The organism is Streptomyces coeruleorubidus (assembly GCF_028885415.1).
Taxonomy (GTDB): domain Bacteria; phylum Actinomycetota; class Actinomycetes; order Streptomycetales; family Streptomycetaceae; genus Streptomyces; species Streptomyces coeruleorubidus_A.
The window spans coordinates 1,787,713-1,800,942 of sequence record NZ_CP118527.1; the positions used below are offsets into that span (position 1 = coordinate 1,787,713).

Consider the following 13,230-nt stretch of genomic DNA (forward strand, 5'->3'; position numbering starts at 1 on the left):
GCGGAAGGCGCGCCTGGGGACTTACTGTCCGACTTCGCCGTACGCGGCGAGCAGCACGGCCGGGTCGGGTCCCTCCAGAACCGTGGGCTTGGCCAGACCGTCGAGGACGATGAAGCGCAGCAGGTCACCGCGGGACTTCTTGTCGACCTTCATGGTCTCCAGCAGCTTGGGCCACTGGTCGTGGCGGTAGTGCAGGGGCAGCCCGACCGATTCGAGGATGGTCCGGTGGCGGTCGGCCGTCGCGTCGTCCAACCGGCCTGCCAGGCGGCCGAGTTCGGCGGCGAAGTGCATGCCCACCGAGACGGCCGCGCCGTGCCGCCACTTGTAGCGCTCGTTCTTCTCGATGGCGTGGCCGAGCGTATGGCCGTAGTTGAGGATCTCGCGCAGGCCCGACTCCTTCAGGTCGGACGACACCACGTCGGCCTTGACCCGGATGGCGCGCTCGATGAGCTCGGCGGTGTGCGGGCCGGCCGGGGTGCGGGCGCCCTCGGGGTCGGACTCGATGAGGTCCAGGATCATCGGGTCGGCGATGAAGCCGGCCTTGATGACCTCCGCGAGTCCGGAGACGTAGTCGTTGACCGGGAGGGAGTCCAGCGCGGCGAGGTCGCAGAGGACACCGGCGGGCGGGTGGAAGGCACCGACCAGGTTCTTGCCCTCGGCGGTGTTGATGCCGGTCTTGCCGCCGACGGCCGCGTCGACCATGGCGAGCACGGTGGTCGGGATCGCGATCCAGCGCACCCCGCGCAGCCAGGTGGCGGCCACGAACCCGGCCAGGTCGGTGGTCGCACCGCCGCCGACACCGACGATGACGTCCGTGCGCGTGAATCCGGACTGGCCCAGCGCCTTCCAGCAGTAGGCGGCGACCTCGGCGGTCTTGGCCTCCTCGGCGTTGGGCACCTGGATGGCGACCGCCTCGTAACCCTGCCCGGCCAGGTCGGCGCGCAGGGCCTCACCCGTCTCGGCCAGTGCCTCGGGGTGGACGATCGCGACCCGCTTGGCCTTGTCTCCGATCAATCCGGGGAGCTCGCCGAGGAGTTGCCGGCCCACGAGGACCTCGTAGGGCTCGGTTCCCGCCGTGCCGCCGACCTGGATCCGGGTCACTGCCTCACTCATGCGTCCTTCAACTCCAGTGCGTCCAGGGCGGCTCGGGTGACTTCTTCGGGGGTGCGGCCGTCGGTGGCGACCACGGCTGTGGCGACCTCCTCGTAGAGGTGCCGACGGGCCTCCATCAGCTCGCGCCACTGCTTGCGCGGGTTGACGGCGAGCAGCGGCCGGGCCGCGTTGAGGCCGGTGCGCTTGACCGCCTCCTCGACGTCCATCGACAGGTACACCACGCGCTGCCCGGCGAGCAGCGCGCGCGTGTCCGGGTCGAGGACGGCGCCGCCGCCCAGGGCCAGCACACCGTCATGCCCGGCCAGTGCCTCGTGCACGGACTGCTTCTCGATCGCGCGGAAGGCGGACTCGCCCTCCTCGACGAAGATCTCGGCGATCGTCCGGCCCTGCGCGGCGACGATGTCGTCGTCGGTGTCCCGGTAGCCGGTCCCCAGCCGCTCGGCCAGCAGCTGCCCGACGGTGGACTTGCCCACGCCCATCGGGCCGACCAGCACGATCAGCGGGCTCATCGGATGGCCAGGTTGTCGAGGTAGGACCGGACGTTGCGGCGGGTCTCGGCCACGTTGTCGCCGCCGAACTTCTCCGCGACCGCGTCCGCGAGGACGAGGGCGACCATCGCCTCGGCGACGATGCCGGCGGCCGGCACCGCGCACACGTCGGAACGCTGGTGGTGGGCGGCAGTGGCCTCGCCGGTGACGACGTCCACCGTCTTCAGCGCCCGCGGCACGGTCGCGATCGGCTTCATCGCCGCCCGCACGCGCAGCAGCTCACCCGTGGACAGCCCGCCCTCGGTACCGCCGGAGCGGCCGGTGGTCCGCTTGATGCCCTCGTCGGTCGCGACGATCTCGTCGTGCGCCTTGGAGCCGGGGACGCGTGCCAGGTCGAAGCCGTCGCCGACCTCGACTCCCTTGATCGCCTGGATGCCCATCAGGGCGGCGGCCAGGCGGGCGTCCAGGCGGCGGTCCCAGTGCACGTGCGAACCGAGGCCGACCGGCACCTCGTACGCCAGCACCTCGACCACGCCGCCGAGGGTGTCGCCGTCCTTGTGGGCCTGGTCGATCTCGGCGACCATCGCCTTCGACGCGTCGGCGTCCAGGCAGCGCACCGGGTCCGCGTCCAGCTTCTCCACGTCCGCGGGCGTCGGGTACACGCCGTACGGCGCCTTCGCTCCCGCGAGCTCCACCACGTGAGAGACGATCTCGATGCCCGCCGTCTCCTTCAGGTACGACCGGGCCACCGCTCCGAGGGCCACCCGGGCCGCGGTCTCCCGCGCGGAGGCGCGCTCCAGGATCGGACGGGCCTCGTCGAAGCCGTACTTCTGCATACCCGCGAGGTCGGCGTGGCCGGGGCGGGGCCGGGTCAGCGGCGCGTTGCGGGCGAGGCCGTCGAGGATCTCCGGGTCGACCGGGTCGGCCGCCATGACCTGTTCCCACTTGGGCCACTCGGTGTTGCCCACCATGATCGCGACCGGGGAGCCGAGGCTGAGGCCGTGCCGGACGCCACCGAGGAAGGTGATCTCGTCCTGCTCGAACTTCATCCGGGCACCGCGCCCATAGCCCAGGCGACGCCTCGCGAGATGGTCCGCCACCATCTCCGTGGTGATCGGCACGCCGGCGGGAAGACCCTCCAGCGTCGCGACGAGTGCGGGACCGTGGGATTCCCCCGCGGTCAGCCAGCGCAACCTGCTCAACGGTGCTCCTCAGTGTTCGCGGCCTGCTTACTGCCCAGCGTACGCACCTCATCGCGTACGGCTACGGCCCGACCGGGTGCGCGGCCCGTCCGGCACCACCGATCCTCCCATGCCACGGGGACGACTCCGATCCGAGTCCGGCTGACGGACGCCGTGAACGGCGGGCTCGATGGACACCGACCGCCGCACCGCCGAACACAAGCCGAGCCCGCGCCAGAAATCGCCGTCCCCAGGCCGGAAATCAGCTGTCGGAGGGAACCGCCGCCTCATACCGGCCAGGCGGCGAGCAACCCCGTCAGCGTGGGCATCCGCGCCCAGGGCGGCACCTGGACCGAGGATTCGGGCAACTGCAACTCCTGCGCCGGCCCCCGTGCGCGTGAAGGCCGCGGGCAAGTGCGTCCAGTACTCCGGCTCGACCCGCTGGTGGAGCTCCTTGTCGCCGTACACCGACGAGTCCACGAGCCCGCTGGGCTGGTGCGGCTGACACGTCAGCCCCGCTGAGCGGCCTCCCGCATCGCGGCGAGCGGCGACCGTGAGTCGCCGGTGAACTGCCGGAACTGGAACACCGCCTGGTGGACCAGCAGGTCGAGGCCGCTCAGCACCTGTCCACCCCGCTCCTCCCACGCCGCGGCGAGGGGCGTGGGCCAGGGCTCGTAGAGCACGTCGAACAGGGTGCCCACGCGCTCGGGCACCTGCTCGGCCAGCGCGTCCGTGCCCCCTGCGGGGGTCGTGGAGATGACCAGGGGCGCCTCGAAGGCGCGGGCGGCGTCGGCCCAGTCGGCGGGCCGGACCCGGACGCCGAGCCGCTCGCCCCACTGGCGCATCTCCGCCGCGCGCCGTTCGCTGCGCACATACACGGCGACCTCGCCCGTGCAGATCCGGGCCAGCGCCGCGAGAGCCGAGGACGCGGTGGCCCCGGCGCCCAGGATCGCCGCGCTCTCCGTCTTCTCCACACCACGTTCGTGCAGCGCAGCCACCAGGCCGGGGATGTCGGTGTTGTCGCCGACCCGGCGTCCGTCCGGCCGGAACACCACGGTGTTGACCGCCTCCACCGAGGCGGCCGTGTCGGTGATCTCGTCGAGCAGCGGGATCACCGCCCGCTTCAGCGGCATGGTCAGCGACAGCCCGGCCCACTCCGGACCGAGCCCCTCGAGGAACCCGGGCAGCGCGTCCTCGTCGATCTCGAACCGGTCGTAGGACCAGTCGGTAAGTCCCAGCGCCCGGTACGCCGCGTTGTGCAGCCGCGGCGACAGTGAGTGAGCGATCGGGGAGCCGAGAACGGCGGCTCGGCGGGGTGCGGCCATCAGGTTTCCTCAGTTGTTCCGCGACGCGTTGAACTTGTCGACCAGCTTCTGGTGCTCTGCGTTGGTCTTCGTGAATTCGCTGGTCTTGCCGTCCAGCGAGATGAAGTAGTACCAGCCGTCCTTGGTCGGGTTGAGGGCGCCCTTGAGCGCCGCCTCGCCCGGGTTGTCGATCGGTCCGGGCGGCAGGCCCTTGTGGAAGTACGTGTTGTACGGGTTGTCGTAGTTCCGCAGCTCGCTCAGACTCAGGTCGATCTTGCTCTGGTTCTTGATGTAGTTGTAGGTGGAGTCGAACTCCAGCATGCCGTTGGTCTGCGGGTTCCCCGGCTTCATGCGGTTGTAGACGACCTCGGCCATCTTGCGGAAGTCGTCGTGGCTCGTGCCCTCCGCCTGGGCCAGGCTCGCGACGGTGATCAGCTGCCAGGGGTCTTCGAGTCCGAGGCTCCGGGCCTTCTTCTCCACGCCGAGCTTCTCGTACGTCTGGGTGGCCCGGGTCACCATGTCTTTCAGCACGTCCTCGGGCTTCTCGCCCTTGGCGATGCCATAGCTGGAGGGGTAGAGGAACCCTTCCAGCGGGTCCTTGACGTTCTCGTGGCCGAGCGCCCAGTCGGGCAGGCCGAGCTTCTTCCAGTCCTTCTTGGCGACCTCGGCGGTGGTGCCGTCCTTGACCTCGAGCCGCTTGTCGATGAGCCGGTAGATGTCGGCGTTGCGCTTGCCCTCGGCGATGATCAGGTTGTCGCGGCTCTCCGGGCTGAGCATCAGTTCGACCGCGCTGTCGGCCGACATTTGCTTTTGCAGCGTGTACACGCCGTCCTGGATGGTCTTGCCCTGCGGATTGCTCTCCTGGGCAGCGACGAACGCGTCGACGCTCTTGACGACCCCTGCGTCCTTCAGCACCTGGCCGATCTTGTAGCCGAGCGCTCCCTCGGGGATCTCGACGGACACCTCCTGCCCGTTGCCGTCACCCGCGTAGTCCGGCGCGTCGCCGAAACGATCCTGGTAGAACTGGTAGCCGAAGTAGCTGATGCCCGCCAGGCCGCCGCCGAGGACCAGGACGACCACCAGGCAGGCCGTTCCGTTGCGGCGCTTCTTGGGCTTGTCGCCGCGTCCCCGCTGGTCGTCGCGTCGGCGGCGGTCCCCCGGCTCGTCGCCGTCGTCATCGTCGTCACCGCCCGCGAAGAAGGCGTGTTCGCCCTGGTCGGGGCCGGGGTCCCAGTCGGTCTCCGGCTCCTGCTCGGCCCGGCGCCGCCCGGGCGGCTCCGGTGGCGGATAGGCCTCGGGCGTGCCGTAGTGGTCGGACTGACCCTGGCCGTAGGCACCGGTTTGCTGACCGTACGGGTCGGCCGGGTCGCCGGGGTACGCGACCTGCTGGTGCGGGCCGGCGGCCCAGCCGCCGTTGTCGTACTGCTGCTGGTGGTACCCCTGGTCCTGCTGATACCCCTGATCCTGACCCTGGTACCCCTGCCCCTGCTGGTGTCCCTGGTCCTGCTGGTACCCCTGGCCTTGCTGGTGTCCCTGGTTCCCCTGCTCCGGGTACTGCTGCTGCCCATGGGCCTGTGCCGCGTACTGCTGCTGGTCGTACTGGTACTGCTGCTGCGCCTGACCGTACCCGGCCTGCTCACCGGTGCCCCAGTCGCCGTACTGCGACTGCTGCGGCTGCTCTGGATAGTGCTGCGGCTGACCGCCGTAGGGGGACTGCTGACCCTGCTGGGCCTGCTCTCCTCCCCATCCGCCGTCCCCGTACAACGGGTCCTCCGGATGCCACGGTTCGGAGCCTTGGCCCCGGCCATACTCAGTCATCGATCCCCTAGAGCCGCGAGGCGGCGGTCACGCGGCTTCCGGCTCGGCTCCCGTCCCGCCTCTTGCTGTGCGGTGGCTGTTCGAATGCCCGCCGCATCGCGCGGAACGTTACCGTATCGCGATCAGATGACCACTTCGACGCCTTCGCCGGGTGCTTTACCTGACACCCGTTCGGATTCCAGCGCCTGTTGCAGGATGACCACCGCTGCCGCCTGGTCGATGACGGACCTTCCCTTCTTGGACTTCACGCCCGAAGCGCGCAGTCCCTGGCTGGCCGTCACCGTCGTCATGCGTTCGTCCACGAGTCTCACCGGCACCGGGGAGATCATGCGCGCCAGTTCCTGGGCGAAGCCGCGCACCTTGACCGCAGCCGGGCCCTCGCCGCCCTTGAGGGAACGCGGGAGACCGACCACGACCTCGAGGGGCTCGTACTCCTCGACGAGCTGCTTCAACCGCCGCTGAGCCGCGGGGATGTCACGCCCCGGGACCGTCTCCACCGGGGTGGCGAGGATCCCGTCGGGGTCGCACGAGGCGACCCCGATGCGGGCGTCCCCGACGTCGATCGCGAGTCGACGTCCTCTGCGCATCTTCCAGACCCGTTTCTTACTTGGCCGTCTCGGCGACCAGGCGCTCGACGGCGTCCACGGCGTCGCCGATCGCGGCCGGGTTCTGGCCGCCGCCCTGGGCGACGTCCGGCTTGCCGCCACCGCCGCCGCCGAGGGTCTTGGCGGCCGTACGGACCAGGTCGCCGGCCTTCAGGCCACGCTCGCGGGCGGCCTCGTTGGTGGCGATGACCGTCAGCGGCTTGCCGTTCGCCACCGTGAAGAGGGCGACCACGGCGGCCCGTCCGCCCTGGATGCGTCCGCGCACGTCGAGCACGAGCTTGCGCAGGTCGTCGGCGGTCGTGCCGTCCGGGACCTGACCGGTCACGACAGCAACGCCACGGACGTCCTTGGCGGACTCGGCGAGACCGGCGGCGGCCTGGAGGACCTTCTCGGCGCGGAACTTCTCGATCTCCTTCTCGGCGTCCTTCAGCTTACCGAGCATGGCGGAGACCTTCTCCGGGAGCTCCTCCGGGCGGCCCTTGATCAGCTCCTGGAGCTGGGCGACGACCGTGTGCTCCCGGGCAAGGAAGTTGTAGGCGTCGACACCGACCAGGGCCTCGATCCGGCGGACACCCGAGCCGATCGACGACTCGCCGAGCAGCTTCACCAGGCCCAGCTGGGCGGTGTTGTGCACGTGCGTGCCGCCGCACAGCTCCTTGGAGAAGTCGCCGATGGTCACGACGCGCACGCGCTCGCCGTACTTCTCGCCGAACTCGGCGATGGCGCCCTGCTTCTTGGCCTCGTCGATGCCCATGACGTCGGCGCGGACGTCCAGGTCACGGGCGAGCACCTCGTTGATCTTCTGCTCGACGTCGGTCATCACGGCCGTCGGAACGGCCGAGGGGGAACCGAAGTCGAAGCGGAAGCGGCCGGGCTGGTTCTCGGAACCGGCCTGGGCGGCCGTCGGGCCGAGGGCGTCGCGCAGGGCCTGGTGGGTCAGGTGCGTGGCCGAGTGGGCACGGGCGATGGCCTTGCGGCGGCGGTCGTCGATGGCGGAGTGGGCCTTGGCGCCGACGGTGACCTCGCCGACCTGGACGACGCCCTTGTGCACGTAGACACCCGGGACCGGCTTCTGGCAGTCGCGGACCTCGATGACGGCGCCGGAATCGACCTTGATCTTGCCGGTGTCGCCGATCTGGCCACCGCCCTCGGCGTAGAAGGGCGTGCGGTCGAGGACGATCTCGACCTCGTCGCCCTCCGTGGCGGCCGGGGAGGAGACGCCGTCGACCAGGATGCCGACGATCGTGGACTCGCCCTCGGTGTCGGTGTAGCCGATGAAGTCGGTGGCGCCGGCCCGGTCGGCGATCTCGCGGTAGGCGCCGAGGTCGGCGTGGCCGGTCTTCTTGGACTGGGCGTCGGCCTTGGCGCGCTCCCGCTGCTCCTTCATCAGGCGGCGGAAGCCGTCCTCGTCCACGGACAGCCCCTGCTCGGCGGCCATCTCCAGGGTGAGGTCGATCGGGAAGCCCCAGGTGTCGTGGAGCAGGAAGGCCTTGTCGCCGGGCAGCACGGTGGAGCCGGCGGCCTTGGTGTCGCTGACGGCCGTGTCGAGGATGTTGGTGCCGGCCTTCAGCGTCTTGAGGAAGGCGTTCTCCTCGGCGAGGGCGACCTTCTCGATGCGCTCGCGGTCGGTGATGAGCTCGGGGTACTGCTGGCCCATCATGCCGATGACGACGTCGATCAGGTCCTTGACGACCGGGCCGGTGGCGCCGAGCAGGCGCATGTTGCGGATGGCGCGGCGCATGATGCGGCGCAGCACGTAGCCGCGGCCCTCGTTGCCCGGGGTGACGCCGTCGCCGATGAGCATGGTGGCGGTGCGCATGTGGTCGGTGACCACGCGCAGGGACACGTCCGAGGCGTGGGCGTCGCCGTAGCGGACGCCGGTCAGCTCGGTGGCCTTGTCGATGACGGCCATCGAGGTGTCGATCTCGTACATGTTCTGCACGCCCTGCAGAATCATGGCGAGACGCTCCAGGCCGAGGCCGGTGTCGATGTTCTTGCTGGGCAGGTCGCCGAGGATCTCGAAGTTGTCCTTGCCGGTGCCCTCGCCCCGCTCGTACTGCATGAAGACGAGGTTCCAGATCTCCACGTACCGCTCGTCGTTGACGGCGGGGCCGCCCTCGGCGCCGAACTCGGGGCCGCGGTCGTAGTTGATCTCGGAGCAGGGGCCGCACGGGCCGGGGACGCCCATGGACCAGTAGTTGTCCTTCATGCCGAGGCGCTGGATGCGCTCCTTCGGCACGCCGACGACCTCGTGCCAGATGCGCTCGGCCTCGTCGTCGTCCTTGTAGACGGTGATCCACAGGCGCTCGGGGTCGAGGCCGTAACCGCCCTTGTCCTGGGGGCTGGTGAGCAGCTCCCAGGCGAGCTTGATGGCGCCTTCCTTGAAGTAGTCGCCGAAGGAGAAGTTGCCGCACATCTGGAAGAACGTGCCGTGGCGCGTGGTCTTGCCGACCTCTTCGATGTCGGGCGTGCGGACGCACTTCTGCACGCTCGTGGCGCGGGAGAAGGGCGGCTTGACCTCACCCAGGAAGTAGGGCTTGAAGGGCACCATGCCGGCCGGGACGAGGAGCAGAGTCGGGTCGTCCGCGATGAGCGACGCCGAAGGGACGACGGTGTGACCGCGCTCCTCGAAGAAGCTCAACCAGCGGCGGCGGATCTCAGCCGACTCCATCAGTGGTCCTCATTCCGGTTGTACGAATTCTTCTTGTACGTGTACGACGTGGTGTCGATGACGTACGACTTTGGCTCTGTGCGGTTCTCGATGGCGGCGTGCCGCCTGGGTGCGGGGAGTTCGGGGTCGACGGGGGCGTTGAGCCCGAGCGCGTCGCCCAGTTCGGCCTCCCGGTGGGCCATGTTGTCGCGGACGTCGAGCGCGAAGTCGACCGCGCGGTCCTTGAGCCGGTGGCCGGCCTCGATCGCCTTGTTGCCCGCGGTTCTGGCGAGGCTCTCGGGCGTCAGCTGCTTCAGCTTCCGGTTGACCTTGGTGGTGGCCCACACTCCGGCGGCGACGCCGGTGGTGAACCAGAACGTACGGCGGAACATCGCTGGCTCTCAGTCCCTCTTCCCTCGGGCGCTGCGCCGAGAGACCGTGCGGCCCACGATCACGGTGCGCCTCGACGCCTTGCCGGGCACGTCCTCCTTGCGGCCGCCGAGGGCCCGGCGCACGCCGTAGCCGAAGGCGGCGACCTTGACCAGGGGGCCGCCGAAGGTGGAGGCGACGGTGGTCGACAGCGCGGAGGCGTTCGACGTGACCTCCTGGACGTCGGAGGCGATCGAGTCGACGCGGTCGATCTGGGTCTGCGCGGAGCGCACCGCCGCGGAGGCGTCGGCCAGCAGCGGGACGGCCTGATCGGTCACATCCGCCACGAGCTTGGTGGTCGCCTTGAGCGTCTGGGCCAGCCTCGCCAGCGCGACGGCGAGGAAGGAGACCAGGATCGCCCAGAAGACAGCCACCAGGATTCCGGCCACCTCTCCACCGGACACTGTGTGCACCCGCTCCCTGAAACGTGCCTGAACATCGAAAAAGTCGTGCGACGAGCCTATCGCGCCCAGGATGCGGCTCCGTACCGGATTACCGCCCGGGGACGGCGGATTCGCGAAAGCCCGCCGCCTCGCCCGCCCGGAGGGGCGGGGAGACGACGGGCTGGGGTACCGCGTGCCTGCCGAGGATCAGCGGGCGTAGTACTCGACGACGAGCTGCTCGTCGCAGATCACCGGGATCTCCTTGCGGTTCGGCTCGCGGTCCAGGCGGAACGCCAGGGCCTTGAGGTTCACCTGGAGGTAGCGCGGGGTCTCGCCGTCGGGGGCGAAGCCACCTTCACGGGCGATCGTGAAGAGCGTCTTCTCCTTGGAGCGCTCGCGGACCTGCACGACGTCGTCCGGGCGGACACGGAAGGAGGGCTTGTCGACCTTCTTGCCGTTGACCGCGATGTGGCCGTGGACGACCATCTGGCGGGCCTGGTAGATCGTGCGGGCGATGCCCGAACGCAGGACCAGGGCGTCGAGACGGCGCTCCAGCTCGATGATCAGGGCCTCACCGGTCTTGCCCTGGACCTTGGAGGCACGCTCGTAGGCGCGGACGAGCTGGCGCTCGGACACGTCGTACTGCGCGCGCAGGCGCTGCTTCTCGAGCAGACGGACCTTGTAGTCCGAGTTCTGCTTGCGGCCACGGCCGTGCTCACCGGGCGGGTACGGGCGGGCCTCGAAGTACTTGACGGCCTTCGGGGTGAGCGCGATGCCGAGGGCACGCGACTTCTTGACCTTGGGGCGGGACTGGTTCGCCACTGTTTCTCGTTTCCTAGTGTCGGCTTGTCAGGGTTGTGGGAGGTCGCATCCGCAGCCGGGGAAACCCACACCGTCCTGGTCCTGGCGGACCTGTGGACGGGGCGGGCAGCCGCTCCCCTGGTCTGGGCACATACGTGCAGCACGCGAGTGGCCCACCGACCGTCCCGCCGTACGACGGGTGGTGGTGGGCTGCCCGCGACACCGTTCGACGGTGCGCGACGCTCCTGGAGCCGGTCCCGGAGGACCGGGCTCCGGCCGACTGTCCCGTTCTGACTGCACGGGACGCGGCACTCCCAACGAGTTTACAGGGTGCTCAGGACCGCTTTCGACCGAGGTTCTTCCGGGTCCACTCGACCGCGTCCGCGTAGCGGGCCTCCGCGCCGTGCCGGGTCGGCTCGTAGTACTCGCGGTCCTTGAGGGCGTCCGGGGCGTACTGCTGGGCGGCGATGCCCTCCGGCAGGTCGTGCGGGTAGACGTAGCCCTGGCCGTGGCCGAGCTTGGTGGCGCCCTTGTAGTGACTGTCGCGCAGGTGCGCCGGGACGGGGCCGGCCAGTCCCTTGCGTACGTCCTCCAGGGCCGCGCCGATCGCGGTGGTCGCGGCGTTGGACTTGGGGGCCAAGGCGAGGGCGATGGTGGCGTGGCTGAGGGTGAGGGCGGCCTCCGGGAAGCCGATCATGGCGACTGCCTGGGCGGCGGCGACCGCGATCGGCAGCGCGGTCGGATCGGCGAGGCCGATGTCCTCGCTGGCGGAGATCATCAGGCGGCGGGCGATGAAGCGGGGGTCCTCGCCGGCCTCGATCATCCGGGCCAGGTAGTGCAGGGCGGCGTCGACGTCGGAGCCGCGGATGGACTTGATCAGGGCGCTGGCCACGTCGTAGTGCTGGTCGCCGTCGCGGTCGTACTTCACGGCGGCCCGGTCGACCGTCTCCTCCAGGGTGGTCAGGCCGATCTCGCTCTCGCCCTTGTCGAGGGCGGCTCCGGCGGCCGCCTCCAGGGCGGTCAGGGCGCGGCGGGCGTCGCCGCCGGCGATGCGCAGGAGGTGGCTCTCGGTCTCCTCGGGGAGGGTGACGGCGCCCTTGAGGCCGCGCTCGTCGGTCAGGGCTCGCTGGACGAGGCCCTTGATGTCGTCGTCCGTGAGCGGTTCGAGGGTGAGCAGCAGGGAGCGGGACAGCAGGGGGGAGATCACCGAGAAGTACGGGTTCTCCGTCGTGGCCGCGATCAGTGTCACCCAGCGGTTCTCGACGGCCGGGAGCAGGGAGTCCTGCTGGGCCTTGCTGAAGCGGTGGATCTCGTCGAGGAAGAGGACGGTCTCCTTGCCGTACCCGCCGGAGGCGCGGCGGGCGCCGTCGATGACCGAGCGGACCTCCTTGACGCCCGCGGTGATCGCCGACAGTTCGACGAAGCGGGCGTTGGTGGCCTTGGAGACGACGTACGCCAGCGTGGTCTTGCCGGTGCCGGGCGGGCCCCAGAGGATCACCGAGGAGGGGCCGGCCGGGCCGGAGGCCTCGCCGACCAGTCTGCGCAGGGGCGAGCCCGGCTTCAGCAGATGCTGCTGGCCCACGACCTCGTCGAGGGTGCGCGGGCGCATCCGCACCGCCAGGGGGCTGCTGGACGGCTCCTTCTCCTGGCGTTCTTCTGCTGCGGCGGTGAACAGGTCGGGCTCCACGTCAGAAACCCTAAATCACGGCACTGACAATCCCTCCGGGGCCTGCTGCTCCCGGCTCAGCTCACCCAGAAGTCCCACCAGCGGGTCAGGATCAGCATGCCGATGATGCCGATGTGCAGCACGGGCATGACCCAGGTGAACTCGTCGAAGAAGCCCTTGAGCCAGCTCGGGGCGGGCAGGAAGCCCTTGCGGATGTTGAACGACGTCACGTACCAGAACATGAGGATCGTCGCGACCCAGGCCAGGCAGCACCACAGGCACAGCGCGTTGATCCGGTACAGGGACTGGAACATCAGCCAGGCGCAGAAGCCGACGCCGAACAGGCAGCCGGCGTTGAAGGTGAGCCAGTACCAGCGCGGGAAGCGGGCGCGGGCGAGCAGGCTCATACCGACGCCGATGACGATGCCGTAGGCGACGAGGCCGAGCATCGGGTTCGGGAAACCGAACACGGCGGCCTGCTTGCTCTCCATGACGCTGCCGCAGGAGACGACGGGGTTGAGGCTGCACCCGGGGGTGAACGTCTTGCCCTCGACCTTGGCCTCGAGGATCTTGAACTTGTCGATCGTGATGACCCACGCGGCGAGCAGTCCGGCCGCGCCGGTGATCACCAGCAGCAGGGCGAGGGCCCGGCTGCCGCCCTCGGCGCGGGGCGCGGTCTCGGCGCGCTCCGGCTCCGGCTCCGCGGAGACGTCCTTGACTGTCGTCTTGCTCATCACGCCTATTCCGTCACTTGAGGCCTGACCATCTTCGAGCAGTGCCATTGTGCCGCAC

12 protein-coding genes are annotated in these 13,230 nt (G+C 69.9%); all 12 read right to left on the reverse strand.

The annotated features are described in order from the left end of the window. Positions 1–21 precede the first annotated feature (21 nt). The gene (gene aroB / locus PV963_RS08320) at positions 22–1,113 is read right to left on the reverse strand and encodes a 3-dehydroquinate synthase (protein ID WP_274815002.1); all 1,092 of its coding nucleotides are present in this window, start codon (positions 1,111–1,113) and stop codon (positions 22–24) included. Then, on the reverse strand, positions 1,110–1,622 hold the full coding sequence (locus PV963_RS08325) for a shikimate kinase (protein ID WP_274815003.1): 513 nt from the start codon (positions 1,620–1,622) through the stop codon (positions 1,110–1,112). The genes aroB and PV963_RS08325 overlap by 4 nt, the downstream gene beginning before the upstream one ends. Then, on the reverse strand, positions 1,619–2,803 hold the full coding sequence (gene aroC, locus PV963_RS08330; protein ID WP_274815004.1) for a chorismate synthase: 1,185 nt from the start codon (positions 2,801–2,803) through the stop codon (positions 1,619–1,621). The genes PV963_RS08325 and aroC overlap by 4 nt, the downstream gene beginning before the upstream one ends. Before the next feature lie 488 nt (positions 2,804–3,291). Further along, entirely contained in the window at positions 3,292–4,107 is an 816-nt protein-coding gene (locus PV963_RS08335) for a shikimate dehydrogenase (protein ID WP_274815005.1), read from the reverse strand. Positions 4,108–4,116: 9 nt separating this feature from the next. Beyond that, positions 4,117–5,904 carry an endolytic transglycosylase MltG gene (mltG, locus tag PV963_RS08340; RefSeq protein ID WP_274815006.1) on the reverse strand — a complete coding sequence of 596 codons (1,788 nt, stop codon included), beginning with the start codon at positions 5,902–5,904 and terminating at the stop codon, positions 4,117–4,119. Positions 5,905–6,026: 122 nt separating this feature from the next. Continuing rightward, positions 6,027–6,491: a Holliday junction resolvase RuvX gene (ruvX, locus tag PV963_RS08345; protein WP_274815007.1), complete on the reverse strand. Its 465-nt coding sequence runs from the start codon at positions 6,489–6,491 to the stop codon at positions 6,027–6,029. 16 nt (positions 6,492–6,507) lie between these two features. Further along, the gene (gene alaS / locus PV963_RS08350; protein ID WP_274815008.1) at positions 6,508–9,180 is read right to left on the reverse strand and encodes an alanine--tRNA ligase; all 2,673 of its coding nucleotides are present in this window, start codon (positions 9,178–9,180) and stop codon (positions 6,508–6,510) included. Next, positions 9,180–9,551, reverse strand: coding sequence for a hypothetical protein (locus PV963_RS08355; RefSeq protein WP_274815009.1), 372 nt, complete (start codon positions 9,549–9,551; stop codon positions 9,180–9,182). Before PV963_RS08355 ends, alaS begins: the two co-directional genes overlap by 1 nt. Before the next feature lie 9 nt (positions 9,552–9,560). Then, positions 9,561–10,001 (reverse strand): DUF948 domain-containing protein, encoded by a 441-nt coding sequence (locus PV963_RS08360; RefSeq protein WP_274815010.1) that lies wholly within the window; start codon positions 9,999–10,001, stop codon positions 9,561–9,563. A gap of 177 nt (positions 10,002–10,178) precedes the next feature. Continuing rightward, on the reverse strand, positions 10,179–10,793 hold the full coding sequence (rpsD, locus tag PV963_RS08365) for a 30S ribosomal protein S4 (protein WP_010046470.1): 615 nt from the start codon (positions 10,791–10,793) through the stop codon (positions 10,179–10,181). Between the two features lie 313 nt (positions 10,794–11,106). Beyond that, the gene (locus PV963_RS08370; protein WP_274815011.1) at positions 11,107–12,459 is read right to left on the reverse strand and encodes a replication-associated recombination protein A; all 1,353 of its coding nucleotides are present in this window, start codon (positions 12,457–12,459) and stop codon (positions 11,107–11,109) included. A 56-nt stretch (positions 12,460–12,515) separates the two neighbouring features. Further along, positions 12,516–13,172, reverse strand: coding sequence for a vitamin K epoxide reductase family protein (locus PV963_RS08375; protein ID WP_274815012.1), 657 nt, complete (start codon positions 13,170–13,172; stop codon positions 12,516–12,518). Positions 13,173–13,230 lie beyond the last annotated feature (58 nt).

Coding starts and splice junctions, on each gene's coding strand:
- aroB (WP_274815002.1), bottom strand. CDS start 1,113: ATGAGTGAGGCAGTGACCCGGATCCAGGTCGGCGGCACGGCGGGAACC.
- PV963_RS08325 (WP_274815003.1), bottom strand. CDS start 1,622: ATGAGCCCGCTGATCGTGCTGGTCGGCCCGATGGGCGTGGGCAAGTCC.
- PV963_RS08335 (WP_274815005.1), bottom strand. CDS start 4,107: ATGGCCGCACCCCGCCGAGCCGCCGTTCTCGGCTCCCCGATCGCTCAC.
- mltG (WP_274815006.1), bottom strand. CDS start 5,904: ATGACTGAGTATGGCCGGGGCCAAGGCTCCGAACCGTGGCATCCGGAG.
- ruvX (WP_274815007.1), bottom strand. CDS start 6,491: ATGCGCAGAGGACGTCGACTCGCGATCGACGTCGGGGACGCCCGCATC.
- alaS (WP_274815008.1), bottom strand. CDS start 9,180: ATGGAGTCGGCTGAGATCCGCCGCCGCTGGTTGAGCTTCTTCGAGGAG.
- PV963_RS08355 (WP_274815009.1), bottom strand. CDS start 9,551: ATGTTCCGCCGTACGTTCTGGTTCACCACCGGCGTCGCCGCCGGAGTG.
- PV963_RS08375 (WP_274815012.1), bottom strand. CDS start 13,172: ATGAGCAAGACGACAGTCAAGGACGTCTCCGCGGAGCCGGAGCCGGAG.